The 24,825-nt window shown below is 71.3% G+C and carries 28 protein-coding genes; 16 read left to right on the top strand and 12 right to left on the bottom strand.

Translation table 11 applies throughout. The features are described from left to right. Positions 1 to 59 precede the first annotated feature (59 nt). Together B7W94_RS05740 and B7W94_RS05735 are read left to right on the top strand one after the other, a co-directional pair. Positions 60 to 1,532: an MATE family efflux transporter gene (locus B7W94_RS05740; RefSeq protein WP_025102772.1), complete on the top strand. Its 1,473-nt coding sequence runs from the start codon at positions 60 to 62 to the stop codon at positions 1,530 to 1,532. 113 nt (positions 1,533 to 1,645) lie between these two features. Next, positions 1,646 to 2,047, top strand: a complete 402-nt coding sequence (locus tag B7W94_RS05735; RefSeq protein WP_139833269.1) for a hypothetical protein — start codon at positions 1,646 to 1,648, stop codon at positions 2,045 to 2,047. Between the two features lie 3 nt (positions 2,048 to 2,050). Here B7W94_RS05735 and B7W94_RS05730 read toward each other — a convergent pair whose 3' ends face one another. Both B7W94_RS05730 and B7W94_RS05725 read right to left on the bottom strand, forming a co-directional pair. Beyond that, entirely contained in the window at positions 2,051 to 3,760 is a 1,710-nt protein-coding gene (locus tag B7W94_RS05730; RefSeq protein ID WP_085605212.1) for an AMP-binding protein, read from the bottom strand. 42 nt (positions 3,761 to 3,802) lie between these two features. After that, positions 3,803 to 4,270, bottom strand: coding sequence for an Lrp/AsnC family transcriptional regulator (locus tag B7W94_RS05725; protein ID WP_025102769.1), 468 nt, complete (start codon positions 4,268 to 4,270; stop codon positions 3,803 to 3,805). Positions 4,271 to 4,382: 112 nt separating this feature from the next. Here B7W94_RS05725 and B7W94_RS05720 point away from each other — a divergent pair, with 112 nt between their 5' ends. Beyond that, a complete protein-coding gene (locus tag B7W94_RS05720; RefSeq protein WP_085605210.1) occupies positions 4,383 to 5,621 on the top strand; it encodes a trans-sulfuration enzyme family protein in 1,239 nt (412 codons plus the stop codon). A 150-nt stretch (positions 5,622 to 5,771) separates the two neighbouring features. After that, the gene (locus tag B7W94_RS05715) at positions 5,772 to 7,178 is read left to right on the top strand and encodes a hypothetical protein (RefSeq protein WP_085605208.1); all 1,407 of its coding nucleotides are present in this window, start codon (positions 5,772 to 5,774) and stop codon (positions 7,176 to 7,178) included. A 94-nt stretch (positions 7,179 to 7,272) separates the two neighbouring features. Here the strand turns inward: B7W94_RS05715 and B7W94_RS05710 are convergent, their stop codons facing one another. Then, positions 7,273 to 7,743, bottom strand: coding sequence for an acyl-CoA thioesterase (locus tag B7W94_RS05710; protein WP_081811533.1), 471 nt, complete (start codon positions 7,741 to 7,743; stop codon positions 7,273 to 7,275). A gap of 136 nt (positions 7,744 to 7,879) precedes the next feature. Between B7W94_RS05710 and B7W94_RS05705 the strand changes: the two genes are divergently transcribed. Continuing rightward, complete coding sequence (locus B7W94_RS05705) at positions 7,880 to 8,494, top strand: ClpP family protease (RefSeq protein WP_085605206.1); 615 nt, start codon at positions 7,880 to 7,882, stop codon at positions 8,492 to 8,494. Beyond that, a complete protein-coding gene (locus tag B7W94_RS05700) occupies positions 8,491 to 9,093 on the top strand; it encodes a ClpP family protease (protein ID WP_025102764.1) in 603 nt (200 codons plus the stop codon). The genes B7W94_RS05705 and B7W94_RS05700 overlap by 4 nt, the downstream gene beginning before the upstream one ends. A 70-nt stretch (positions 9,094 to 9,163) precedes the next feature. Here B7W94_RS05700 and B7W94_RS05695 read toward each other — a convergent pair whose 3' ends face one another. The 3 genes from B7W94_RS05695 to B7W94_RS05685 all read right to left on the bottom strand — a co-directional run bounded on the left by B7W94_RS05695 (position 9,164) and on the right by B7W94_RS05685 (position 10,715). After that, complete coding sequence (locus tag B7W94_RS05695) at positions 9,164 to 9,514, bottom strand: helix-turn-helix domain-containing protein (protein ID WP_062637860.1); 351 nt, start codon at positions 9,512 to 9,514, stop codon at positions 9,164 to 9,166. Positions 9,515 to 9,576: 62 nt separating this feature from the next. Then, complete coding sequence (locus B7W94_RS05690) at positions 9,577 to 10,047, bottom strand: MarR family winged helix-turn-helix transcriptional regulator (protein WP_062767021.1); 471 nt, start codon at positions 10,045 to 10,047, stop codon at positions 9,577 to 9,579. Between the two features lie 17 nt (positions 10,048 to 10,064). After that, on the bottom strand, positions 10,065 to 10,715 hold the full coding sequence (locus B7W94_RS05685) for a GTP cyclohydrolase II (protein WP_062765739.1): 651 nt from the start codon (positions 10,713 to 10,715) through the stop codon (positions 10,065 to 10,067). A 106-nt stretch (positions 10,716 to 10,821) separates the two neighbouring features. Here B7W94_RS05685 and B7W94_RS05680 point away from each other — a divergent pair, with 106 nt between their 5' ends. Continuing rightward, positions 10,822 to 11,661, top strand: coding sequence for a sulfurtransferase (locus B7W94_RS05680; RefSeq protein WP_025102760.1), 840 nt, complete (start codon positions 10,822 to 10,824; stop codon positions 11,659 to 11,661). On the opposite strand, the gene B7W94_RS05675 is transcribed toward B7W94_RS05680, so the two are convergent. Continuing rightward, complete coding sequence (locus tag B7W94_RS05675) at positions 11,649 to 12,575, bottom strand: hypothetical protein (RefSeq protein WP_025102759.1); 927 nt, start codon at positions 12,573 to 12,575, stop codon at positions 11,649 to 11,651. The genes B7W94_RS05680 and B7W94_RS05675 overlap by 13 nt on opposite strands. 290 nt (positions 12,576 to 12,865) lie before the next feature. Here B7W94_RS05675 and B7W94_RS05670 point away from each other — a divergent pair, with 290 nt between their 5' ends. Genes B7W94_RS05670 through B7W94_RS05660 form a run of 3 tightly spaced genes read left to right on the top strand, consistent with a single transcriptional unit; the run spans position 12,866 to position 15,355 of the window. Next, the gene (locus B7W94_RS05670) at positions 12,866 to 13,516 is read left to right on the top strand and encodes an acyl-CoA synthetase (RefSeq protein WP_085605204.1); all 651 of its coding nucleotides are present in this window, start codon (positions 12,866 to 12,868) and stop codon (positions 13,514 to 13,516) included. Next, entirely contained in the window at positions 13,513 to 13,872 is a 360-nt protein-coding gene (locus B7W94_RS05665) for a hypothetical protein (RefSeq protein WP_025102757.1), read from the top strand. Before B7W94_RS05670 ends, B7W94_RS05665 begins: the two co-directional genes overlap by 4 nt. Before the next feature lie 49 nt (positions 13,873 to 13,921). Continuing rightward, the gene (locus tag B7W94_RS05660; protein ID WP_085605202.1) at positions 13,922 to 15,355 is read left to right on the top strand and encodes an MFS transporter; all 1,434 of its coding nucleotides are present in this window, start codon (positions 13,922 to 13,924) and stop codon (positions 15,353 to 15,355) included. Between the two features lie 4 nt (positions 15,356 to 15,359). Here B7W94_RS05660 and purB read toward each other — a convergent pair whose 3' ends face one another. Continuing rightward, the gene (gene purB, locus B7W94_RS05655; protein ID WP_051582177.1) at positions 15,360 to 16,742 is read right to left on the bottom strand and encodes an adenylosuccinate lyase; all 1,383 of its coding nucleotides are present in this window, start codon (positions 16,740 to 16,742) and stop codon (positions 15,360 to 15,362) included. Beyond that, positions 16,739 to 17,278, bottom strand: coding sequence for a low molecular weight protein-tyrosine-phosphatase (locus tag B7W94_RS05650; protein WP_025102754.1), 540 nt, complete (start codon positions 17,276 to 17,278; stop codon positions 16,739 to 16,741). The genes purB and B7W94_RS05650 overlap by 4 nt, the downstream gene beginning before the upstream one ends. Positions 17,279 to 17,442: 164 nt before the next feature. Between B7W94_RS05650 and B7W94_RS17885 the strand changes: the two genes are divergently transcribed. Together B7W94_RS17885 and B7W94_RS05640 are read left to right on the top strand one after the other, a co-directional pair. Continuing rightward, positions 17,443 to 17,697, top strand: a complete 255-nt coding sequence (locus tag B7W94_RS17885) for a hypothetical protein (RefSeq protein ID WP_139833268.1) — start codon at positions 17,443 to 17,445, stop codon at positions 17,695 to 17,697. Next, positions 17,694 to 18,989 (top strand): hypothetical protein, encoded by a 1,296-nt coding sequence (locus tag B7W94_RS05640; protein WP_085605198.1) that lies wholly within the window; start codon positions 17,694 to 17,696, stop codon positions 18,987 to 18,989. Before B7W94_RS17885 ends, B7W94_RS05640 begins: the two co-directional genes overlap by 4 nt. Positions 18,990 to 19,014: 25 nt before the next feature. On the opposite strand, the gene B7W94_RS05635 is transcribed toward B7W94_RS05640, so the two are convergent. From B7W94_RS05635 to B7W94_RS05625, 3 genes are read right to left on the bottom strand one after another with little or no spacing between them, the layout of a single operon-like run. Continuing rightward, on the bottom strand, positions 19,015 to 19,419 hold the full coding sequence (locus B7W94_RS05635) for a phage holin family protein (protein ID WP_025102751.1): 405 nt from the start codon (positions 19,417 to 19,419) through the stop codon (positions 19,015 to 19,017). Positions 19,420 to 19,453: 34 nt separating this feature from the next. Then, the gene (locus B7W94_RS05630; protein ID WP_085605196.1) at positions 19,454 to 19,837 is read right to left on the bottom strand and encodes a type II toxin-antitoxin system death-on-curing family toxin; all 384 of its coding nucleotides are present in this window, start codon (positions 19,835 to 19,837) and stop codon (positions 19,454 to 19,456) included. Positions 19,838 to 19,840: 3 nt separating this feature from the next. Further along, positions 19,841 to 20,047: a ribbon-helix-helix protein, CopG family gene (locus tag B7W94_RS05625; protein WP_029989149.1), complete on the bottom strand. Its 207-nt coding sequence runs from the start codon at positions 20,045 to 20,047 to the stop codon at positions 19,841 to 19,843. 67 nt (positions 20,048 to 20,114) lie between these two features. Here B7W94_RS05625 and B7W94_RS05620 point away from each other — a divergent pair, with 67 nt between their 5' ends. The 4 genes from B7W94_RS05620 to B7W94_RS05605 all read left to right on the top strand — a co-directional run bounded on the left by B7W94_RS05620 (position 20,115) and on the right by B7W94_RS05605 (position 24,785). Beyond that, a complete protein-coding gene (locus B7W94_RS05620; protein ID WP_062765724.1) occupies positions 20,115 to 21,182 on the top strand; it encodes a histidinol-phosphate transaminase in 1,068 nt (355 codons plus the stop codon). A 105-nt stretch (positions 21,183 to 21,287) separates the two neighbouring features. Beyond that, positions 21,288 to 22,415 carry a thiamine pyrophosphate-dependent dehydrogenase E1 component subunit alpha gene (locus B7W94_RS05615; RefSeq protein ID WP_085605357.1) on the top strand — a complete coding sequence of 376 codons (1,128 nt, stop codon included), beginning with the start codon at positions 21,288 to 21,290 and terminating at the stop codon, positions 22,413 to 22,415. Positions 22,416 to 22,426: 11 nt separating this feature from the next. After that, positions 22,427 to 23,392 (top strand): alpha-ketoacid dehydrogenase subunit beta, encoded by a 966-nt coding sequence (locus B7W94_RS05610; RefSeq protein ID WP_029989147.1) that lies wholly within the window; start codon positions 22,427 to 22,429, stop codon positions 23,390 to 23,392. A gap of 28 nt (positions 23,393 to 23,420) precedes the next feature. After that, entirely contained in the window at positions 23,421 to 24,785 is a 1,365-nt protein-coding gene (locus B7W94_RS05605) for a dihydrolipoamide acetyltransferase family protein (RefSeq protein WP_025102745.1), read from the top strand. Positions 24,786 to 24,825: the final 40 nt, after the last annotated feature.

The raw sequence follows: 24,825 nt of genomic DNA, 5'->3' as shown, positions 1-24,825 counted from the left end.
TTCGATAAACTGGGCGCACCCCCGATCCATCCCCTCTTTCCCTGCGAGCCCCTTCCTTCATGGCCACCACCCTCACCACGGGCCGTCCGTGGCGCGTCATCCTCGCCTTCTCGATCCCGCTGCTGCTCGGCAACGTCGTGCAGCAGCTCTACCAGTTCGCCGACGCGATCGTCGTCGGACGCCATCTCGGCGTCCAGTCCCTCGCCGCCGTCGGCGCGACGGGCAGCCTGCTCTTCCTCCTCCTCGGCTTCGCCTGGGGTCTCACGAGCGGCTTCGCGATCCCCATCGCCCAGGCCTTCGGTGCGCGCGACGACGCCGCCGTGCGCCGCTCGGTCGCCACGGGCGTGCTCCTCAGCGGCATCACGAGCGTGGTCCTCACGGTGGTCGCGCCGCTCATCGCCGGGCCGATCCTCGCGCTGCTGCAGACGCCGCCCGAGCTCATGGCCGAGGCGACGGTGTTCACGCAGATCAGCTTCCTCGGCGCGGGCGCGACGATGTTCTTCAACTACCTCTCCGCCATCATCCGCGCCATCGGCGACTCGAAGACCCCGCTGGTGTTCCTCACGGTCTCCTGTGCGCTCAACGTCGGCCTCGTCGTGCTCATGGTCGGTCCGCTGGAGTGGGGCGTCGCGGGTGCCGCGCTCGCCACCGTGGTCGCACAGGCCGTCTCGGTGATCCTCTGCCTGGAGTTCGTGCGCCGGCGGCTGCCCATGCTGCACCTGCGTCGTTCGGACTGGCGCATCTCCCGCACGGACATCGCCGACCACCTGCGCCTCGGCCTCCCCATGGGCTTCCAGGCCTCGATCATCGCGATCGGGACCCTCACGGTGCAGGTCGCGCTCAACACGCTCGGCGCCGACGCGGTCGCGGCCTATACGACGGCGTCCCGCGTGGACAGCCTGGCGGTCGCCCTGCTCTCCTCGCTCGGGCTCGCCGTGTCGATGTACGCGGCGCAGAACCACGGTGGACGCCGCCCCGACCGCATCCGGCGCGGCGTGGTCGAGGCCACCTGGATGGCGGTCGCCGCGGCGATCGTCCTCGGCGGGCTGCTCATCGCGTTCGGCGCGCCGATGGTCCGGCTGTTCGTCGGCGACGGCTCGGACGACGTCGTCGACATGGCGCACCGCATGCTCATCATCAACGGCTGCGGCTACTGGGCGCTCGGCATGCTCTTCGTGCTCCGCGGCGCGCTGCAGGGGCTCGGCCACACGCTGGTGCCGACGGTCACCGGCGTGATCGAGCTCGTGATGCGCGTCGTCGCCGCGGTCGTCCTCGGGGCGATGATCGGGTTCGACGGCGTGGCTCTCAGCAACCCGCTCGCCTGGGTGGGCGCGATCGTGCTCCTCGTGCCGGCCTACGTCAAGGCGCATCGCGCGCTCGCGACGCAACCCGTGGCCCCGGCCGAGGCCACGGAGACCTCCGCGATCGCGATCGTCGGCCCCACCGACGGCTCGATGGTGGTCGACGCAGTCGTCACCCGCCCGGTCCGCGTCGTGCGCCCCCGCCGGCTGCGGTGGCCGGTCCGGCGCTGATCCGCGATATCCACCGGAAGGATGACCCGGATCGGACTTGAGACGGATGGCCTTCCGGAGAGACACTTCTAATGTCGAAGGTGCGGAGGGGTTCCGCCGGACGGGGGGTCGTCATGACGACATTGGGAGTGGCCAGAGACCTGGCCGCCATTCTGGTACCGATCGGATACGTGGGTGCGGCGCTCGCCGCGGTCTGCGCGATCGTGGCCGCGATCGCGATCATCCGCGGAGCCGGGGGGCTCGCGGGCGGCGCGGTCGGACTGTGGATCGTGTGCGCGCTGATGAGCTTCACCGCGAGCTTCGCGAATCAGTGGCTTCCGCTGATTGCGGCGGGCGCGTCGCTCGTGGGCATGCTCGTGATCGGCGGGATCGTGCGCGCGATGCTCACGGCCGGCGGCTTCGAGTCGCGACGCCGGGCCGCGCGCGTGAAGCCGGCGCCGTCGACCACGACGACGGCCACGCTCAAGACCGGCTCGACCGCGACGCCCACGGCACCGGTCGCCGTCATCTCCTAGCGCTCAGCGGTAGTCGCGGTCGCGGTGCTGCCGCGCCTCGTCGCCCGCGGCCACGCGGGCGCTCTCGCGTGCCCGCAGCTCGACGCGGCGGATCTTCCCGGAGATCGTCTTCGGCAGCTCGGGCACGAACTCGATGATCCGCACCCACAGGTGCGAGGACAGCCGTTCGTGCGCGTAGCCGAACACGGCGCGCGCGGCGGCGGCCTCGTCCGCGCCCGCGTCCGGCGTCAGGCACACGTACGCCTTCGGGACCGCCAGGCGCGTGGGGTCGGGGCTGGGGATGACGGCCGCTTCGACGACGAGGTCGTGCTCCAGCAGCACGGACTCGAGCTCGAACGGCGAGATCTTGTAGTCGGAGGCCTTGAACACGTCGTCGGAGCGTCCGATGTAGGTCAGGTAGCCGTCGGCGTCGCGCACGGCGATGTCTCCGGTGTGATGGAAGCCCCCGGCCCGCGACTCCGCGGTCTTCTCCGGATCGTCGTAGTACCCCGCCATGAGGCCGAGCGGCGGCTGCGCGAGGTCGAGCGCGATCTCGCCCTCGTCCTCCACGACCTCGCCCGTCGACGGATCGAGCAGCACGACCGGGTACCCGGGCAGCGGACGGCCCATCGATCCCACCTTGACCGTCTGCCCCGGGGAGTTGCCGATGCAGGCGGTCATCTCGGTCTGGCCGAAGCCGTCGCGGATGGTGCCGCCCCACGCCTCGCGCACCCGGTCGATGACCTCGGGGTTCAGCGGCTCTCCGGCGCCGACGAGCTCGCGCGGAGGGTGCGCGAGCCGCGAGAGGTCGGCTTGGAGGAGCATGCGCCAGACCGTGGGCGGGGCGCAGAACGTCGAGACGTGGTGGGTGTCCATGACCTCCATGAGCGTGTTCGCGTCGAAGCGGTCGTAGTTGTAGACGAACACCGTCGCCTCGGCCAGGAACGGCGAGTAGAAGCTCGACCAGGCGTGCTTGGCCCACCCGGGGGAGGAGATGTTGAGGTGCACGTCGTCCGGGCGCACGCCGAGCCACCACATCGTGGAGAGGTGGCCGACCGGGTAGGAGACGTGGGTGTGCTGCACGAGCTTCGGGCGGTTCGTCGTGCCGGACGTGAAGTACAGCAGGGCCGTGTCGCCGGCGGGCGTCGGGCCGTCCGGAACGAACTCCTCCGTGGTGGCGGCGGCGTCCGCGAACCGCTTCCAGTCCGCAGGCAGCGACGTGCCGACCCCGATGCGCAGCACCGCAGGGTCGATCCCCTCGAGGCGGTCGGCCAGGCTGCCGAGGGTGACGACGGCGCCGGCGCGGCCGTGTTCGATGCGGTACGCGAGGTCGGAGGCCGACAGCAGCGTCGAGGTCGGGATCGACACCGCGCCCAGCTTCGTGATCGCGAGCATCACCTCCCACAGCTCGATCGTGTTGTTGAGCATGACGATCACGTGATCGCCGCGGCCGATGCCGAGGCCGCGCAACCAGGCGGCGACCTGGTCGGACCGGGCGGAGAGCTCGCCGTACGTCCAGGAGCGGAGGCTGAGGTCGGCCTCGACGATCTGCACGGCCGGACGGTCGGGGTTCTCCCCGGCGACGACGTCGAACCACTCGAGCGCGAAGTTGAAGGCGGTCAGGTCGGGCCAGGCGAACTCGCGGCGCGCGGCGTCGTAGTCCGTGGCGTGCGTGAAGAGGAGGTCCCTCATCCCGCGGATCGCTTCGGTGGCGGGGGTGGCACGACGGCTCATGGTGCTCCTTTGCAACGGCGTCCCTCCATCCTGCCCCCTCGTTCAGCGGGGGAGGAAACCCGTGCCGTCGCGGAGCTCGAACACGAGCTGGGTCTCGGTGCCGCGGACGACGGGGTGGACGGTGATGTGCTCGAGCACGATGTCGCGGAGAGCGGTCGCGTCCTGGACGGCCACGTGCACGAGGAAGTCGTCCACCCCGGCGACGTGGAACACCTGGAGCACGCGGGGGATCGCGACGAGCGCGTCGAAGAGCGCCGTGACCTTGGGCCCAGTGTGATGCGCGAGGCGCACCTTGATGATCGCCTGCAGGGGGTAGCCGAGAGCGGAGCCGTCGAGGCGGACGCGCGTGTCGCGGATGACTCCGCGCTCACGCAGGCCGCGGATCCGGTGGGCGCAGGTGGATTCCGCGAGTCCGAGGCGGTGGGCCAGAGCCTTGTTGGTGACGGCCGCATCGCGGCTCAGGGCGGCGAGCAGCTCCAGGTCGATCTCGTCGAGTTGCGCTTTCGCCAACGTGCCCTCCTCGGTACGGCCGGATTTTGCACAGAATAGCAAGGATCCCGGATTCGATGAGTTGTTCTGTCGAAGACCAGCGAGAACCCCGCGATTCGGCCAGCGTGGAGGGATGACCGCACCGCTGCATCCCGACACCGTGGCCGTCCACAGCGGCCGTGCCGACCTCGAGGCGCTCGGGGTCCACGCCCTGCCGATCGACCTCTCCACGACCAATCCGCTGCCCGACGTCGAGCGCGGCGGTGACTCGTACGAGGCGATGGCCACCGGGGGCCGCCCGCCGCAGGACGGCAGCATGGTCTACGCCCGCCTCTGGAATCCGACGGTCGCGCGCTTCGAGGATGCGCTCGCCGAGCTGGAGCACGCCGAGGCCGCCGTCGCCTTCGGCTCCGGGATGGCGGCCATGACCGCCGTGATCCTCGCGCACACGGGTGCCACGGGAGCGCGGCACGTCGTCGCGGTGCGTCCGCTCTACGGAGGGACCGACCACCTGCTCGGGTCCGGTCTGCTCGGCGTGGAGACGACGTACTGCCGTCCCGACGAGGTCGCCGCCGCGCTGCGCGCCGACACCGGACTCGTCGTCGTGGAGACGCCGGCGAACCCGACCCTCGAGGTCGCGGACATCGCCGAGGTCGTGCGGCAGGCGGGGAGCGTGCCGGTCGTGGTCGACAACACGTTCGCGACCCCCGTGCTGCAGAACCCGATCGATCACGGCGCGGCGATGTCGCTGCACAGCGCCACCAAATACCTCGGCGGCCACGGTGATGTCATCGCCGGCGTCGTCGCCTGTGACGAGACGACCGCGGAGGCGCTGCGTCGCGTGCGTGCGGTGACCGGGGGGCTCCTGCACCCGCTCGGCGCGTACCTGCTGCACCGCGGTCTCACGACCCTGCCGGTCCGCGTGCGGCACCAGCAGGAGAGCGCTCGTCGCATCGTGCAGTGGCTGGTCGATCGGCCCGAGGTCGCCGAGGTCTTCTATCCCGGGCTCGACGGGGATCCGCGCGGCATCCTGGAACGGCAGCTCCGCGGGCCGGGGGCGATGATCGCGTTGCGGCTGCGCGGCGGCTATGCAGCGGCCGCAGCGGTGGCCGGAGCGACCCGCCTCTTCACGCACGCCGTGTCGCTCGGGGGCGTGGACTCCCTCATCCAGCACCCCGCCGCGCTCACGCACCGCCCGGTCCCCGCGGAGGCGCGTCCCGCCGCCGACGTCCTGCGTCTGTCCATCGGCCTCGAGGACGTCGACGATCTCCTCGCCGACCTCGCGAACGCCTTCGCCACTCTCGCCGACCCACCCCTTTCCGCGCGACCCGCCCCCGAAAATGCGTCACATATGGGGGTGGCTCGCACATAAGGGGCCGGATCGGCGATTGTGTGAGGACGACAAGAAACTGAGTATCGCCTGAGGTGGGACTTGGTACCTGGCGGCAAAACCGGGGGGTGGTGGAGAGTGCGGGCCTACAGTCGCGGGTGGCAACGACGCCACTGACCTCGGGAGTCCTCAATGACGAGTGAAAAGACCCACGCGCACGGCCTCGGCATGCGCATCACCGTGATCGTCCTCAGCCTTCTGCTGGCGGCGATGGTGCTGTTGTTCTTCGCCACGATGAGCAAGGTGTCCGCGGGCGCCTCGGAACTCGCGGACGGCACCACCACCGCGCAGGGGGGATCCGCGGACCTCGCCGCCGGAGCCGCCGACCTCGCCGCGGGGGCCGACGAGCTGGCCGCGGGCACGCAGGATCTCGCGACAGGCACCGCGACGGCGCAGCAGGGATCGGCGAAACTCAGTGACGGCGCGACGACCGCCGCCGCGGGCGCCACCACGCTCGCGGAGGGTGCGGGCACCCTCGCCGCGGGAGCCGCCACGGCCCTCGACGGTGCGGGACGGGTGAGCGGCGGAGCCCAGACGGCGCTCGCCGGATCGCAGGAGCTCGCGGCGAAGATGGCGGCGGCGGACGCCGGGGCCCGGCAGCTCGTCGACGGCGCGACCACTCTCGCCGCCGGTGTCGACGGCGCGCACCGGTACGCGAACGGTGTGCTCGAGGGGGCGACGACCCTCAGCACCACCCTGCGCGCCGGAGTGAGTGCCGATGTGCAGAAACTCGCCCATCCGGAGACGAAGGCCCTGCTGACGGGCGTCGCCACGAGCGCTCCCGGCAATGCGCGGACGCTCGCCGCGGGTCTGCAGGGTCTCCTCGCCGCACACCCTGATGACGTGCAGCTCCAGCAGCTCGCGGCGCTCGCCGCCGGCGTCGAGAAGCAGGTCGGCGCGCTGGCCGCCCCCGCCGCGGCTGCTCCGGGCCTCGCACAGGGACTCATCGGCGCCGCCGACGGCTCCGCTCGTGTCACGGCCGGCGTCGGTGCGCTCATCAACGGCGACACCTCGAAGGGCTGGCCGGGAACCGTGGCGCTGGTCTCCCCGAAGGGCGCTCCCGCCCTCGTCGCCGGAGCGCAGACGCTGCAGGACGGCACCTCCCGGCTCGCGGCGGGCGCGGCGGATCTCTCGTCCGGGCTCCAGACCCTCTCGACCGGAGCATCGTCGCTGTACTCCGGCACCGCGGAGCTCAGCGCCGGCGCGGCGCGGCTCGACGAGGGTGCCGGGACTCTGGCCACGGGCGTCGGGGCGCTGCAGTCGGGTGCCGGTGACCTCCGGTCCGGGATGACCGAACTCCGTACCGGCGCCGACGCGGTCGCCGAGGGGTCCGGCACCCTCGCGGTCGGAAGCGCGAAGCTCGACGCGGGTGCCGCCGATCTTGCGGCGGGCAACGGACGCATCGCCGACGGCTCCGGCACCCTCGCGACGGCCACGGCCGGCGCCGCACCGTCCCTGCTCCCGTGGATCCTCGGGATCGGTCTGGTCGGCCTGATCGCGATCGGCTTCTGGATCGGCCACCGCGTCACCCACCGCTGACCGTCGACCCACCCCCTTCCGTACGACCCACCCCCCTAAGTGACGCACTTTCGGGGGTGGGTCGACCTCAAGGGGGTGGGTCGGCGAATGAGGGTCAGCGCTTCGGGAGGGGGATCGTGCCGGTGGCGATGCGCTCGGTGGGCATGCGGTCCCGGTCGTAGGTGATCTCGTCGTAGCCGTGCGGGGTGGGCAGGCCGTCCTCGCCGATGCTGACGAACACGATCTCGTCGATGGTGAGGATGCGCTTGCGCGTGATCATGTTGCGCGCGACGGCGCGCATCGTGAGCGAGGTCGTGCCGAAACGGGTGGCCTGCAGTCCGATCTCGATGAGGTCGCCCTGCACCGCCGACGCCTCGAACGTGATGGCGGAGATGTGCCGGGTGACGACGCGGTAGTTGCCGAGCTGCACGATCGCGTAGATCGCGGCCTCCTCGTCGATCCACTTCAGCAGGCTTCCGCCGAACAGCGTGCCGTTCGCGTTGAGGTCTTCCGGGCGCACCCACTTGCGGGTGCGGAAGTTCAGGCCGTCCTCGGACTGCCATGCGGGTGCTTTCTGTTTCGCCATGCCCCGAGGCTAGGCGGGTCGTGCGTCGGCGGTGTTACGTCGCGTTTTCCGGCGGGTGCACACGCCGCCGCTCACAGCGGATCTGCTCCGGGCGGATTCGCTCCCGCCGGCGCCGGGGGAGCCGGATGCTGGGGTCATGAGCGAAGACAAACCTCTCCCGCAGTTCGGCCCCGAGGCCCGGCGCGCCCTGTTCCACGAGCGGGTGCTCGTCCTCGACGGCGCCCTCGACGACGACAACGGCACCCTCCTCATGACGCAGCTCCTCGGCCTCTCCGCCGAGGATCCGGCGGCCGACATCGCCCTCTGGATCCACTCGCCCGGCGGGTCCGTGCCGTCGATGCTGGCGATCCGTGACCTCATGCACCTCATCCCGAACGACGTCTCCACCCTCGCCCTCGGTCTCGCCTGCAGCGCCGGGCAGTTCCTGCTCTCCGCGGGGACGAAGGGCAAGCGGCGCGCTCTCCCGCACGCGCGGATCCTCATGCACCAGGGCTCGGCGGGGATCGGCGGATCGGCGGTGGAGATCGAGGCACAGGCCGATGACCTCCGGCACATGCGCGACACCGTCCTCGGCCTCATCGCCGACGACACCGGTCAGCCCCTCGCGCGGATCTTCGAGGACTCCCTCCACGACCGCTGGTACACCGCCGACGAGGCGCAGGACTACGGGTTCATCGACGAGATCGTGCAGTCGACGGCGGAGATCCTGCCGCGTCGTCGTGCGCGGGTGGGACTGGGGGCGGACGCATGAGCAGCTACACGATCCCGAACGTCATCGCCCAGCATCCGCGGGGCGAGCGGGTCATGGACGTGTACTCGCATCTGCTCGCCGAGCGGGTCATCTACCTCGGCACCGGCATCGACGCGGGGGTGGCGAACGCCCTCATCGCGCAGCTCCTGCACCTCGACGCGGACAGCCCGGAGACCGGCGTCCAGTTCTACATCAACAGCGAGGGCGGGGATCCCGGTGCCGCGCTGGCGATCTACGACACCATGCAGCACATCCGTCCGCGGATCGCGACGACGTGCGTCGGGCAGGCCATCGGTCCTGCGGCCCTGCTCGTCGCGGCGGGAGCGCCGGGGGAGCGGGCGGCCCTCGCCCATGCGCGCATCGTGCTGCACCAGCCGGCCGGTCAGTCGCGCGGAGCCATCCCGGACCTCATCCTCGCGGCCGACGAGGTCGTGCGGGTGCGCGCGGACATGGAGACGATCCTGGGTCGGCACACCGGCCGCTCTCTCGCGGAGCTCCGCGCCGACACCGACCGGGACCGGGTCTTCACCGCCGCCGCCGCCCTCGACTACGGCCTCATCGACACTGTGCTCGGTCCCCGTGATCCGGAGGCACGATGAAGTGACGGGTGCACGACGGATCTCCAGGATCCGTCGTGCACCCGGACTCCGGTCGTGCAGGGGAAACGGGTCAGGCGGCGAGGGCGAAGGCGCCGCGGGAGGCCGACACCACCGCCGCGGCGGGGGTGGCCTGACGAAGCTCCTCGGCGACCGCGCTCGTGAGCTCCACGAGGGTGGCGTCCAGGGCCCCGGCGATCGCGGCGATCATCTCGCTGGACGGTTCCTTCCGGCCGCGCTCGACCTCGGAGAGGTACTGCGGCGAGACCCCGGCCTTCTCCGCGGTCTCGCTGAGCGTCTCGCCGCGGTCATGGCGCCGCCGCCGGAGCTGATCCCCGAGCAGGTCGCGCCACAGCGGTTCGGGGCCGTTCGACGGCGGACGGACGGGATGCGGGGCGCGGGGGAACGGGACGATGTCGGCCATGCCTCACGATAAGCCGCCGTCTGTGCGGCGATCGAGGCGTTCTGCTCAGAGCAGAACGCCTCTCACAGCGCCGCCGTGACGCCGGGAAGCAGCGCGCCCAGGATGTCCTGCAGCCGCTGCCGATCCTCCGCGGACAGCGGGTCGAGGATGAGCTCGCGGATCTGGGCGACGTGGACGGGTGCGGCCGCCCGGAGCATCTCCCGCCCCGCCGGGGTCAGCGTCGCGGAGAGCGTGCGCTTGTCCGTGGAGCACGACGTCCGCTCCACCCACCCGCGCTCCTCCAGGGAGTCCAGGGCGTGGCTCAGCCGCGACCGGCTGAGTCCGGCGATGCGCGCGAGCTCGGTCATGGTGACGGCCTCCTCGCCCTGCCCGGCGAGGGTCACGAGGATCGCGTAGCGGGCGTGGTTCAGGCCCACCTCGTCCTTCAGCGCCCGGTCGAGGACCTGGGGCAGCAGTTGGACGAACCGGATGATCGGGAGCCACGTCGCGAGCTCGTCGTCGTCGAGCCGCCGCGGGTGCCGCGTCTCGCTCATGTCGTGCTCCTCGGAGGTCACGCCGCGGTCAGGTCGATCGTGTGCGCCGTGTGGTCGCGCTTCGCCTGGAGGTAGCGCGAGTTCGCCTCGGACAGGTGCACCTCGGTGCGCACCCGTTCGGTGACGCGGACGCCGAGCCCGTCGAGCTGCGCGGCCTTGTCGGGATTGTTGCTCAGCAGGCGGATGCGGTCCACGCCCAGCGCGCGCAGCATCTGCGCCGCGACGGTGTAGTCCCGCTCATCCTCGCCGCGTCCGAGGGCCACGTTCGCCTCATAGGTGTCGAGACCGGCGTCCTGCAGCGCGTACGCGTCGAGCTTGGCGTAGAGCCCGATGCCGCGGCCTTCCTGCCGGAGGTAGAGGAGGAAGCCGCCCTCGGCGGCGATCCGCTCGACGGCCTCCCGCAGCTGCGGCCCGCAGTCGCAGCGCTCGGAGCCGAACACGTCTCCCGTGAGGCACTCGCTGTGCGGGCGGACGAGGGGAGCTTCGCCGCCGGCGGCAGAGCGGGCGAGCGCCGCCTGCCAGTCACCGAGTCCGAGCAGCAGGTGCTCGCGCCCGTCCACGAGTCCATCGAAGGTCACGACGTCGGCCGTCGTCGCGAAGCCGTCCGCGAAGCGCAGGGGCACCCGCACGCGGGTGCGCTCCGCGGCGACCGTTGAAGTTTCAATCATGTGAGGGGAAACGCCGTGGGCGCGTGGCTATTCCCGGGCCGCGAGGACCGTGTCGGTCCGTGACGGCGATCGACGCGTGGCGCCGCGGACTCGGTAGCCTCGCACCATGAGTCACTTCGTCTCCGCGGCAGAACTCCACGACCTCCTCGAGAACGGCGCCCCGATCCGGGTCGTCGACGTGCGCTGGCGCCTGGACCGTCCCGAGGCGGGCCCGGGCGACTACCGCTCTGGCCACATCCCCGGCGCCGTGTTCGCGTCGTTGGATCAGGAGCTCTCCACGCCCGGAGCGCCCACCGAGGGCCGGCATCCGCTCCCCTCGACGGAGACCCTGCAGGCGGCGGCACGGCGCTGGGGCGTGCGGCAGGGCGACACGGTCGTGGCCTACGACGACACCAAGGGACTCGCGGCGGCTCGGGCGTGGTGGCTGCTCCGGCAGGCCGGCGTCGAGGTCCGGGTGCTCGACGGCGGGCTGCGGGCCTGGACCGCGGCCGGATACGACCTGGCGACCGACGACGTCGTGCCGGAGACCGGTGACGTCGTCCTCGCGGATCCCGGGCAGGACGCCCTCTCGATCGACGAGGCGGCGGCGTTCCCGGAAACCGGGGTCCTGCTCGACGTGCGCGCCCCGGAGCGCTACCGGGGCGAGACCGAGCCGCTCGACCCGATCGCCGGACACATCCCCGGGGCCCGGAACCTCCCCACCACGCGGCACCTCGACGAGAGCGGGCGCATCCGTGACCGCGACACGGTCCTGGCGACGCTCGCGGAGGTCGGCATCACGACGGAGACGCCGGTCGCGGCCTACTGCGGCTCCGGCATCACGGCGGCGCATACGGCTCTCGTGCTGCAGGAGGTCGGCATCCCGGCGAAGGTCTTCCCCGGCTCCTGGAGCCAGTGGTCCAACACGCCGGGACGACCGGTCGCGACGGGTGATCAGCCGGGCTGATCGCCGCCGCGAGGGCCGTACCCCCAGCGCAGACCGAGGGCGCCCGGACCGAACGCCCGGCGGACCTGATGCACCGACGTGCCGCGAGGTCGCGGGAGCGCGGTGACGACGGTGCCTCCAGCGGTCTCGACGAGCTCGTCGCACCAGTCCGGCACGGCATCGGGGTGGAAGCGCGTCCACACCAGGAGCTCGCGAGCCTGGCGGGACAGAGCATGCCCGGTCTCCCGATCCGAGGGGCGACCGGGCTCGTACTGCACCGACCACTCGACGACCGCGGTGTCCGGAGCCTCGAGCGGGACATCGAGCTCGATCAGCGCGCCGTGCGCCTCGCCGTTCGGGTGGGAGTAGCGCGCGGCGATCCGTCCGCCGGCCACGGCCGTGAGGAGCGGTGGAGGCCCGGGGACGCCGGGGGTGAGGTCGAGGACGGGGATGGCGGTGATCACGCCGCTCGTCGACTGCACGATGCTGCGGGTGAGGCAGGAGGACACCTCGCCGTCGGCGTCCACCTCCGTGACGGAGTGGACGGTGAGCTCCCGCGACGGATCCGGGTACGTGGCGCCGAGGGCCGCGTAGACCTCGCGGACCGCCCGCTCCATGTCGACCTGCTCCAGCGGGAACCCCTGCGGCCCCAGGGGCCCGGTGCGGTGCGGACGCAGGAGCCTGCTCAACGCGCCGGACTCGAGGCACAGCAGGTCCTCGATGTCGGCGAGGGCGGCGAGCGACTGCGGTCCTTCAGGGCGGCGGGCTCCCGACCGCCAGTAGCTCAGCGTGGCCATCGAGACGCGGTTGCCCCGGTCGCGGAGCTGTCGCTGCAACCACGACAGAGTCACCGGTCTCGCGTTGATGGCATCCCGCAGCGCCGCCGCGAACGCGTCCGGCGTCGCGGCCCTCTTCTCGTCGTCCCCAAAACCCATCACAGCCCCCACCCGGTATGTGAAGAACACACCTCTAGAGTGAGCATACGACCGCACGCGCACACCTCAGGGGACCAGGTGGGCAAGTGGGTCACGGGGCTGTGATGTCGCGGGGAGGGTGCCCGACCCTGCGGCAGCGGCCCGACGCAGTGATGCCCCCCTTGCTGCGTATGTCGTGAAGCCCGGCAATCGATCTGGGGAGATCCGCCGGGCTTCACGAGCATCCCCCGGCGCGTGCGGCTCGCGGCCCCGCGTAGACTGGTGGGGAAACCCCGGAGGATCTGGCCGTTATGTCTGCCCCTGCTCGCGCGTTCACCATGCGCCACGTGCAATTGCTGCGCGCGCTGTTCGCGGCCGTCGCCGCCCTGATGATCACCTTCTCCTCGGATCACTCCGCCGCGGTCGGTCTCGCCGTCTTCAGCGGCTTCGCGCTGGTCACCGCCCTGGTGCACATCCTCGCGGCCTGGCTCGTCCTCCCGTCGGGGTCGCGCTGGTCGGCGATCCTCCTGGCGGTCGTGAGCGCGATCGCCGGAATGGCCGGGGGCGTGCCGGCCTGGCGCACGGACGACATGTTCTTCATCGTGCTCATCATCTGGGGCGTGCTCAGCGGCGGCCTCGAGCTGCTCGCGGGCATCCGCGCCCGCCGCGTCGGGGGAGCGCTCGCCGCCGACGCGATCACGGTCGGGGCGCTGGGCGTGCTCCTCGCGGTCGTCCTGCTGCTGATCCCGTCGGGCTTCGTCCAGGAGTACACGATCGAGAAGGCGGGCACGTTCGAGCTGTCCGGCATCATCCTCGGCGTGGGGATGTTCGGCGGGTATGCGGCCATCGTCGCCGTCTTCCTCGGCATCGCCGGCCTCACCCCGAAGCGCGCGGACGCCGATGACGTCGCTGCCGCCCCCGAGAACGATGCGGCTCCTGTGGAGCACGGAGGAGAGCGATGAGCGACGACAAGCCCACCCGACGGGACATCCTGCGGCCCCTCCACCTGCTCGGCATCGCCCTGGGCTGCGGCGTGTTCGCCATGGTGGTCACCCTCGTCTCCACCGGCGCCTTCACCCTCCGCGTGAACACCGCCATCGCGAACGGCACCTACGAGGGTCTCACCCCGGTGGCCCTGAGCCTCGTCGTGGGCGGCGGCGCCTTCATCGCGACCCTTCTGATCCTCGCGATGCTCATGCTCGCTGTCGATCCCGCCGACGTCACGAAGACCGTCGACCGCCCCGTGCTGTACGACGCGGAGGACGAGGGCGCGAGCGACGGCCCCACCGACGAGCCGGGACGCCCCGCCTCGTCGTGACGCGGAGATCGGGCGGAATATCGGTGAGGTCGTTCCGCTTGTCTCTGGAGTGACTGCCTCCGTCGACCGCGCCTCCATCGGACTCCGGTCGGAGCGGGGACCCATCCTCGGCGCGCTCATGCTCGCCACCGGCCTCATCGCGATCGACGCGACGATCCTCGCCACCGCGGTGCCGAGCATCGTGCGCGACCTCGGCAGCTACCAGCAGTTCCCCTGGCTGTTCTCGGTGTACCTCCTGGCGCAGGCCGTGAGCGTGCCCATCTACTCCCGCTTCGCGGACACCGTGGGTCGCAAGCCGATCATCCTGCTCGGCATCGCCCTCTTCCTGCTCGGATCCGTCCTCTGCGGGTTCGCCTGGAGCATGCCGGCGCTGATCGTCTTCCGCATCATCCAGGGCATCGGTGCCGGTGCCGTCGCGCCGATGTCGATGACCATCGTCGGCGACATCTACACGGTCGCCGAGCGCGCGAAGGTGCAGGGATACGTCGCCAGCGTCTGGGCCATCTCCTCGGTGGTGGGCCCCGCACTCGGCGGCATCTTCGCCCAGCTCGACGCCTGGCGATGGATCTTCTGGATCAACGTGCCCCTGTGCCTGATCGCCGGATGGATGCTGCTGCGCACGTACAAGGAGCAGAAGCAGACCCAGCGGCACAGCATCGACTACGGGGGCGCGGTGCTGCTCACGATCGGGTTGACCGCGCTCATCCTCGGCATGCTGGAGGGCGGGAACGCCTGGGCGTGGCTGTCCGTGCCGAGTGCCCTCTGCTTCGGGATCGGGGCGGTCGCGCTCGGGGCCTTCGGGTTCGTCGAGCGCCGGGTGGCGGAGCCGATCGTCGATCTGCGCCTCGTGACCCGTCGGCTCATCCTCACGACCACGGTGGTCTCGCTCGGCATCGGGGCGCTCATGCTCGGCGTGACGAGCTTCGCCCCGGCCTACCTCGAGGGGTCCATCGGCATCGCTCCGCTGCTGTCGGGTCTGGCGGTGGCCGCTCTGACCCTCGGCTGGCCGCTCGCCGCCGCGAACGCCGGACGGCTGTACCTGCGCATCGGCTTCCGTCGCACCACGCTCATCGGCATGAGCATCACGACCGTCGCCGCCATCGCGCTCGCCGCCGTCGCCTCCTGGCCGAATCCGTTCGTCGTCGCGGGCATCGCGTTCCTCCTCGGCTTCGGGCTCGGGTGGAGTGCGGCCCCGACCCTCATCGCCGCACAGGCCTCGGTCGGCTGGGGGGAGCGGGGCGCGGTGACCGGGATGAACGCGTTCGCACGGTCAGCGGGAAGCGCCGTGGGCGTGGCGGTGTTCGGGGCGATCTCGAACGCGGTCATCGCGCAGGGTGCGGGACCCGATGACCCCGACACGATCGTCCACGCGTCGGTGTGGGTGTTCGTCGCGGTCGCCGTGACCGCGGTTCTCACCCTCCTGGCGGCGTCGTTCATGCCGAAGGACAGGGTCGAGGAGCACTCCGGGGAGTCGGGCTCCTAGCTCCTCAGCGGGCGAGGCGCTCCGCGATGCCGGTGTAGGTCGCGGGGGTCAGCGCGAGGAGCCGCTGCTTGGCCGCGTCCCCGATCTCCAGACCCTCCACGAACGACGCGAGGTCGGCGGCGCCGACGCGGTGCCCGCGGGTGAGCTCCTTGAGCAGCGCATACGGGTCCTGGATGCTCGACCGGCCGGCGACGACCTCGGCGCGGATCACCGTCTGGATCGCCTCGGCCAGCACCTCCCAGTTCACGTCGAGGTCGGCGAGCAGCACATCGCGCGAGAGCGAGATCGCGTTCAGGCCGCGGCGCAGGTTGTCGAGAGCGAGCAGCGAGTGCCCGAACGCGACGCCGATGTTGCGCTGCGTCGTGGAGTCGGTGAGGTCGCGCTGCAGGCGGCTCGTGACCAGCGTCTGGCCCAGCGACGCGAGCAGGGCGCCCGAGATCTCGAGGTTGGCCTCGGCGTTCTCGAAGCGGATCGGGTTGATCTTGTGCGGCATGGTCGACGAGCCGGTGGCGCCGGCGACCGGGATCTGCGCGAAGTAGCCGAGCGAGATGTAGGTCCAGATGTCCGTCGCGAGGTTGTGCAGGATCCCGCCGGCGTGACGCACGCGGTCGTAGAGCTCGACCTGCCAGTCGTGCGACTCGATCTGCGTCGTGAGCGGGTTGAAGCCCAGGCCCAGTCCCTCGATGTACTCGCGGGCGATGGTCGGCCAGTCGGCGTCCGGGTCGGCTGCGAGGTGAGCGGACCAGGTGCCGGTCGCCCCGGAGAACTTCGCGAGGTACTCGGAGCCGGCGATCTGGCTGCGCACGCGCTCGAGGCGCCAGGCGAAGACCGCGAGTTCCTTGCCCATCGTCGAGGGGGTGGCGGGCTGCCCGTGCGTGCGGGACAGCATGGCGGCGTCGGCGTGCTCGACCGCGAGCTCGCGCAGCTTCGCGATCACGGTGTCGAGGGCCGGGAGCCAGACCTCCTCGACCGCGCGCTTGACGGTGAGGGCGTAGGACGCGGAGTTGATGTCCTCGCTCGTGCAGGCGAAGTGCGTGAGCTCGGCGATGCGGTCGAGGCCGAGCGTCGAGAGCCGGTCGCGGACGAGGTACTCGATGGCCTTCACATCGTGCTGCGTGACGGCCTCCTTCTCGGCGAGCCAGTCGATCTCGGCCTGCCCGAAGTCGCGGTACAGGGCGCGCAGGCGCTCCTTGTCGTCGTCCGACAGCGGGGTCGTCTCGAACAGCGAACGGTCGGTGAGGGCGATCAGCCATTCCACCTCCACCTCGACCCTGGCGCGGTTGAGTCCGGCCTCGGAGAGGAAGTCGGCGAGCCCGGTGACGGCACCGCGATAGCGGCCGTCGAGGGGGCTGAGGGGCTGCGGCGGGAGTGAAGGCTGGAAAGTCAGGGGAGTCCTCCTGATGAGGCCCCGAAGGTTCGGGGCGTGCGGGGCAGGCGCAGGGCGGGTTCGAGCTGGCGGAACAAGCCGCGAGTCGCCGTCTCGATCATACCGAGCACCGAATCGAACATCTCCGGGCCGGCGTAGTACGGGTCGGGGACGTCGTGCGTCGAGGCATCGGGATCGAAAGCGAGGAGGAGGGTCACCTTGCCGTCCTCGTCCTCGTCCCCGGCCCATTCGCGGAGGATGCGCTCATGCGTGCGGTCCAGGGCCACCACGAGGTCGTTCTCGGCGAAGGAGGCGGCGGTGAACTGGCGGGCGCGGTGCAGCGAGCCGTCGTAGCCACGGCGGGCGAGGGCGTCGATGGTGCGGTGGTCGGCGCGCTCTCCGAGGTGCCAGTCCCCGGTGCCCGCGCTGCGCGAGACGATCTGGGAGCCGAGACCCTGCCGCTCCGCGAGGTCCCGGAACACGACCTCCGCCATGGGGGAGCGGCAGATGTTGCCGGTGCAGACGAAGATCACGCGGAAGGGATCTCGGGCTGTCACGGATCCATTCTGCCGGTCGATGCCGTTCCTGCACAGCGGGCATCGGATCGCGGGGTGGCTCGAGCCTCCTGCACGGTGCTGGGGGAGAACGGGCTCTCCACTGGTCGTGGCCGTCTGACGGGGCCCTGGCCGTAACGGACGCGGTCCGGCGGAAGGCTGGGTCCATGTCGTCCTTCGTCCTCACCGCGCCCTCTGCCGGCGTCGATCCTGCGCTGCGGGCCGGAGTGCTGTCCGAGCTGGACGCCGCCATCGCGGGGCTCGACGATCTCGCTTCCACGCTGACGGCGCTGCGTGACGCGTGCGCCTGGGAGTCCGACGGCGTCGAGGCGCTGCGGTGGGCCCTCTGGCGGCTGTCGGACGACACGGCGACGGTGCACCGGACGCTGCAGGCGTGCCGCGGGGAGGTCGAGGGTGCATGAGCGGGCTCGACATCGACCACGGCGGGGCGATAGCGGTGGACACGGCGCAGCTCCGCGAGCTCGCGGTGCGCGTGCGGGCCGCCGAGCCGGTGTGCGCGGAGGTGCAGGACGCGGTGGGGCGTGTCGAGGCGCTGCTCGGCTCCGCCGCATGGACCGCGCTCGCCTCGGCGGCGTGGTCCCTGCGGTCCGCAGTGACGGCGCTGGAGGCGCTCGCGGCGCGTGTCCAGGAGACGGCCGCCGATCTCGACCTCATGGCCGAGGTCTACGAGGTGGTCGAGCTGCGGGCGCAGGCGGAGGCGCTGGCGCGGACGGATACGGCTGCGGCCGCTGCGGTGGAGGGGCGCCTGCGGCTGCTCCTCGCCGGCGACGAGCGTCTGGCCGCGCTGGCCGACGCGCGGGAGCGAATGGCGGACGACCGACGCTTCCGTGGCTTGGGCGACCAGTTCGACGCCGGGGGACTGCTTCCGCCGGTGTTCCTGGGCGGCGCTGTCGTCGGCGTGACGTCGGGGCTGGGACGGGTGCGACCGGGGATGGCACTCGGCGCGACGGCGGATCCGGTACGGGTATCGGTCACCTCGCGCTCCCGTCCGGCCGGGGCTCCGAACGGACTGGCCAGCGCCTTCGGCCGCCTGCCCTCCGCTTCCGGGGCGCAGGTGGCGATCGAGAAGTACACGGTTCCGGGCGAGTCCCCGCGCTACGTCGCCTACGTCTCGGGCAGCCGCTCGATGTCCCTCCGGGAGGGCGGGGGTGTCGAGGCCTGGGACATGAAGTCGAACATCGAGCTCTACACCGGGGGCCGGTCCGCGTCGTATCAGGCGACCCTCGACGCGCTGGCCGCGGCGGGCGCGAGACCCGGGGATCGGGTGGACGTCGTCGCCCACTCGCAGGGTGGCATGATCGCGGCGCACCTGTCGATGGAGAGCGAGTTCACGGTGACGACCCAGATCACCGCCGGGAGCCCGGTCGAGCCGACGCTGCCCTCCGACCAGACGCTCGTGCAGCTCCGGCACACCGACGACGCGGTGTCCGCGCTCGCCGCAGGAGGGGCGAGGGAGGGCACGGGGTCCGCCGACAGCTTCACCGCGAGCCGGGTGGGCGATCCGGATGCCGGTCGCCAGGACCTCGCGCTCGAGACCCACTCCCTGGAGAACTACATCGAGACCGCGGCGATGGTGGACGCCTCCGCCGACCCGCGGGCGGTGGCTCTCGACGCCTACTGGGCCGACCTCGACCGCGCCGCCACCGTCGAACGCACCGAGTACCGCGCGGAGCGGGTGCTCCCCGATCCGTGAGCCGTACGCGCCCTCCGCAGACGGGTCAGTCGCGGCGGGAGCGCTTGTTCTGCGGACGCAGGATGAAGCCGAAGATGCCGTTGATGATCGAGATGATCAGCGCGGCGAGCACGCCCCACCAGAACGACTCGACCGACAGGCCCCACCCGAAGCTGCTGGTGATCCACGCGGTCAGCCAGAGCAGGAAGCCGTTGATGAGGAAGCCGATGAGGCCGAACGTGAGGATGTACAGCGGGAAGGCGACGATCTTCACGATCGTGCCGATGATGGTGTTCACCAGCGCGAAGAGGGCGCCGACCGCGAGGAGCGTCAGGACGAGCTGCAGCGTCTCGCCCGGCGGGAAGGCGCGCACCGTGACCTGGAGCACGGGGATGAGCGTGACGACCCAGATGGCGAACGCGTTGACGACGACCCGGATGATGAAGCGCATGATGCGTTCAGTCTCCCACGCGGGGCCCGCGGTGTCAGCCGCGGGCGTCCACGGGACGGATGTGGGCGGCGAGAACCTGGGCGATCTCCCCGAGATCCATCCGGCTCTGCGCGACATCGATGACGAACTCGAAGGCTTCGTCGTTCGTGAAGGTGATGTCGTAGCCGTTCAGCCGGATGAAGATGAAGGTGAGATAGAGCGCTGTGCGCTTGTTCCCGTCGAACAGTGCGTGATTCTGGGCGACGGAGCTCATCAGGGCCGCCGCCTTCTCCGCGAACGTCGGATACGCATCGACGCCGAACATGCCGGCGGCGGGTCGCGCCAGAGCGGAGAAGAGCAGCCCCTCGTCGCGCACATGCAGGCCGAGCTTCGCGATCAGCGCGAGGGCCTGCTCGGGCTCGATGTACTCGGTGGCCATCGATCAGGCGTCTTCGAGGCGCGTGATGGCGTCGCCGTAGCGTTCGGTCACCTCGTCCGCGAGCGCCAGAACTCGATCCGTCTTGGACTCGCTGTTCGCGAACCGGGTGGCCGCCTCGATGATCACGGCGTGCTTGGAGACGTGCCGGGCTCGTGCGATGTCTTCGAGCCGCGCATCGAGTTCCTCAGGGAGTCGCACCGTCATAGCCATACCAGAATGGTATCACCGCACCCTCGGCCTCGAAAGGGTGGCGGGCCGCACGTCCTAGACTCGACGCGTGACCGAGCCGACCCTGCCCCGCATCCGTCCCGCCATCGCCTCCCTCGCGCCGTATCGACAGGGCAAGCAGGCCGGTCCCGAGGCCTTCAAGCTCTCCAGCAACGAGAACCCGTTCGATCCGCTGCCCTCGGTCCTCGACGCGCTGCAGCACACGACGCCGATGAACCGGTATCCCGATGCCACCGCCGGCCGCCTGCGTGCGCGGCTCGGGGCTCGCTACGGGGTCGAGCCCGAGCAGGTCCATGTCGCCTCCGGCAGTGTCGCGATCCTGCATCAGCTCGTCCTCGCCACTGCCTCGGTCGGCGACGAGGTCGTCTACGCCTGGCGGTCGTTCGAGGCGTACCCGAGCCTGCCGCTGGTCGCGGGCGCGACCGGGGTGCAGGTGCCGCTGACGGCCGACTCCCGCCACGACCTCGACGCGATGGCCGACGCCGTGACCGACCGCACACGCGCGATCATCGTCTGCACGCCGAACAACCCGACCGGTCCCATCGTCACGTCTGCCGAGTTCGCGGCGTTCGTGGACCGCGTGCCGTCCGACGTGCTCATCATCCTCGACGAGGCCTACGCCGAGTTCGTCACCGCCCCCGATGCCGTCGACGGCCTGGCCGAGCGCGTCTTCGAGGCGCACCCGAACGTGGTCGTCCTCCGCACGTTCTCCAAGGCCTACGGTCTGGCCGGGCTCCGGGTCGGCTATGCGGTCGGCCACGAGAAGGTGCTCGACGCGGCACGGACGACCGGCATCCCGCTGTCTGTCACGTCCGCGGCCGAGAACGCCGCCATCGCGAGCCTCGACGCCGAAGCCGAGCTCCTGGAGCGCGTCGCCGTGATCGTCGAACGCCGCGCTCGTCTCGTCGAGGGGCTCCGCGCGCAGGGCTGGGAGGTGCCGGACGCCCAGGGCAACTTCGTCTGGCTGCCGACCGGCGCGCGCACCGACGAGGTCGCAGCGGCGTTCATCGACGCCGACCTGATCGTGCGTCCGTTCTCCGGCGACGGCATCCGGATCTCCGTCGGCGAGGAGGCGGCCGTCGCCCGCGTGCTCGAGGTCGCGGCGACCCTCCGCTGAGCGCGGCACCGCCCTGCGAACCGCGGAATCTCGGGGTTCCGGGGAGATACGAGGGCGTCCTAGGTATGCGTGACCCGGCATGCCGACGCGGGTAGCGTGGGGGCCGTGAGCACCTCTGAGACCCCCCTCGTGCGCGTTCTGGACGAGACCGGAAAGGTCGCCCCGACGCCGGCTGCGGAGCAGTACCTGCCGCTCATCGAGGCCATCCCCGACGACGAGCTCGCGCAGTTCTACCGCGACATGGTGGGCATCCGCGCGATCGACACCCAGGCCACCAACCTGCAGCGCCAGGGCCAGCTCGCCCTGTGGCCGCCGAGCCGCGGACAGGAGGCGGCGCAGGTCGGCTCCGGTCGGGCCGCCCGCGCGCAGGACACGATCTTCCCCTCGTACCGCGAGCACGCGGTCACGCGGATCCGCGGCGTGGACCCGGTCGACATCATCAAGCTCATGCGCGGTGTCTCCCACGGCGGCTGGGACCCGACCGATCCGAAGAACGGCAACACCCGCCTGTACACGCTCGTGCTCGGCTCCCAGGTGCTGCACGCCGCCGGCTATGCGATGGGCCTCACGTTCGACGGCCGCACCGGCACCGGCGACCCCGAGCGCGACGAGGCGGTCGTCGTCTACTACGGCGACGGCGCCTCCAGCCAGGGCGACGTGCACGAGGCCATGGTGTTCGCGGCCAGCTACCAGGCCCCGACGCTCTTCTTCCTGCAGAACAACCACTGGGCGATCTCGGTCCCCGTCACCACGCAGTCCCGGGTGCCGCTCGTGCAGCGCAGCGCCGGGTACGGCATCCCGAGCGTCCGCGTGGACGGCAACGACGTACTCGCCAGCTACGCGGTGTCCCGCGTGGCCCTCGACGAGGCGCGCGCCGGCAGCGGACCCCGTGCCATCGAGGCCGTGACCTACCGGCTCGGCGCGCACACGACCAGCGACGATCCCACGAAGTACCGCGGCGACGACGAGGAGCTCGCGTGGGCCGGGCGTGACCCGATCGTCCGCATGCGCGCCTTCCTGGAGAACCGCGGTGCCGAGGAGGGCTTCTTCGCCGAGGTCGACGCCGAGGCCGCCGATGCCGCGGAAGACCTCCGCGCCCGCACCGTGCAGCTCGGCCCGCCCCGCGCCGACCTCATGTTCGACCACGTGTACAGCGAGCCGCATCCGCTGATCGAGGAGCAGAAAGCGTGGCGCGCCCGCTACGAGGCGTCGTTCGAAGGAGAGGGCCAGTGACCCGGGAGACCATGCCGCTGGGCAAGGCGCTGAACGCCGGAATGCGCAAGGCGATGGAGGACGACCCCAAGGTCCTCCTCATGGGCGAGGACATCGGCAAGCTCGGCGGCGTGTTCCGCATCACCGAGCACCTGCAGCGCGACTTCGGGGAGCAGCGCGTGCTGGACACTCCGCTCGCGGAGTCAGCCCTGGTGGGCACCGCGATCGGCCTCGCGATGGCCGGGTTCCGTCCTGTCGTCGAGATCCAGTTCGACGGCTTCGTCTTCCCCGCGTTCGACCAGATCACCACCCAGCTCGCCAAGCTCACCAACCGGCACGAGGGGTCGCTGCGGCTGCCCGTCGTGATCCGCATCCCGTACGGCGGGCACATCGGGGCGGTCGAGCACCACCAGGAGAGCCCGGAGGCCTACTTCACGCACACCCCCGGTCTGCGGGTGGTGTCGCCGTCGACCGCGAACGATGCCTACTGGATGATCCAGGAGGCCATCGCGTCGGACGATCCGGTGATCTTCCTGGAGCCGAAGAGCCGGTACTGGCCGAAGGGCGAGGTCGAGCTCGACGCCCCCGCCGTCCCGCTGCACTCCTCGCGGGTGGTGCGGACCGGGACCGACGTGACGCTCGTCGGACACGGCGCCATGGTCACGACGCTGCTCCAGGCCGCCGCGCTCGCCGAGGCCGAGGGCACGAGCTGCGAGGTCGTCGACGTGCGCTCGCTGTCGCCGGTGGACTACGAGCCGATCCTCGGGTCGGTGCGCAAGACCGGTCGCATGGTCTACGCGCAGGAGGCTCCGGGGTTCACGAGCCTCGGCAGCGAGATCGCCGCGACCGTGATGGAGCGCGCGTTCTACGCCCTCGAGGCTCCGGTGCTGCGGGTCTCGGGGTACGACACCCCGTTCCCGCCCGCGAAGCTCGAGGGCGCCTACCTGCCGGATGCCGACCGCATCCTCGAAGCCGTCGACCGCTCCCTGGCCTACTGACACCCGGCATCCGCCGAAAGGACCCGTCATGAGCACGCAGAACTTCCCCCTTCCGGACGTCGGCGAAGGGCTGACCGAGGCCGAGATCGTCGCGTGGAAGGTGGCACCGGGCGACCGGGTGGCCATCAACGACGTCATCTGCGAGATCGAGACCGCGAAGTCCCTGGTCGAGCTGCCCTCCCCGCACGCGGGCGTGGTCGGTGAGCTGCTCGTCGACGAGGGGGCGACGGTCGAGGTCGGCACCCCGATCATCACCTTCGTGACCGACCCCGCGGCCGGCTCGGGGACCGGTTCGGTCGCACCCGGGACCGTCGCCACGGCGGAGGCGCCCGCACCGGAGGAGGGCGGCGGGTCGGTCCTCGTCGGCTACGGCTCCGGAAGCGGTGCGACCTCGCGGCGGAAGCGCCCGGCCGAGCGCCCCGTCCGGTCGTCGGTCGGCGTGATCGCGAAGCCGCCGATCCGCAAGCTCGCCCGCGACCTCGGCGTCGACCTCACGAGCGTGACGCCCACGGGTGCCGATGGCGAGGTCACCCGCGACGACGTGATGAAGCACGCCTCCCAGGCCAGCGTCTTCCGCAACATCGAGACCCCGGAGTGGGGGAGCGTGCGCGAGGAGACCGTCCCGGCACCGCAGGCCCCGTCCGGCCTGGCGCGCGGCCTCGCGCCGGTGCGCCCGTCGGCGGCCGGCGACGACCGCACCGAGTCCATCCCCGTCAAAGGCGTGCGCAAGGCGACGTCGTCGGCGATGGTGCAGAGCGCGTACTCCGCCCCGCACGTGACGGTGTGGAAGGAGATCGACGCCACCCGCACGATGGAGCTCGTCAAGCGCCTCAAGGCCTCGCCCGACTACGCCGACATCAAGGTCTCGCCGCTGCTCATCATGGCCCGCGCGGTGATCTGGGCGGTCCGCCGGACGCCGATGGTCAACGCGGCCTGGATCGACACCGAAGCCGGGGCCGAGATCGCCGTGCGTCACTACGTGAACCTCGGCATCGCCGCCGCCACGCCCCGGGGTCTGCTCGTGCCGAACATCAAGGACGCGCAGGACCTCAGCATGAAGGACCTCGCCCGCGCCCTGAACCGGCTCACGCTCACGGCACGCGAGGGCAAGACGCCGCCGGCGGACCAGCAGAACGGCACGATCACCATCACGAACATCGGCGTGTTCGGTATGGACGCGGGCACGCCGATCATCAACCCGGGCGAGGCCGGCATCGTCGCCATGGGCACGATCAGCCAGAAGCCCTGGGTCGTCGACGGCGAGGTGCGTCCGCGCTGGGTGACCACGGTCGCCGGCTCGTTCGACCACCGCGTGATCGACGGCGACGGCATGAGCCGCTTCATCGCCGACGTCGCCTCCATCCTCGAGGAGCCCGCGCTCCTGGTGGACTGAGGGAGTCCACACTTCGGCGCGGCCCGAACGATCGGGTGGC

The sequence above is a fragment of the Microbacterium sp. LEMMJ01 genome (assembly GCF_002114135.1).
Classification (GTDB): Bacteria; Actinomycetota; Actinomycetes; order Actinomycetales; family Microbacteriaceae; genus Microbacterium.
The sequence above is the reverse complement of the archived record's forward strand: the minus strand, read 5'-3'. Positions and strand labels throughout refer to the sequence as shown.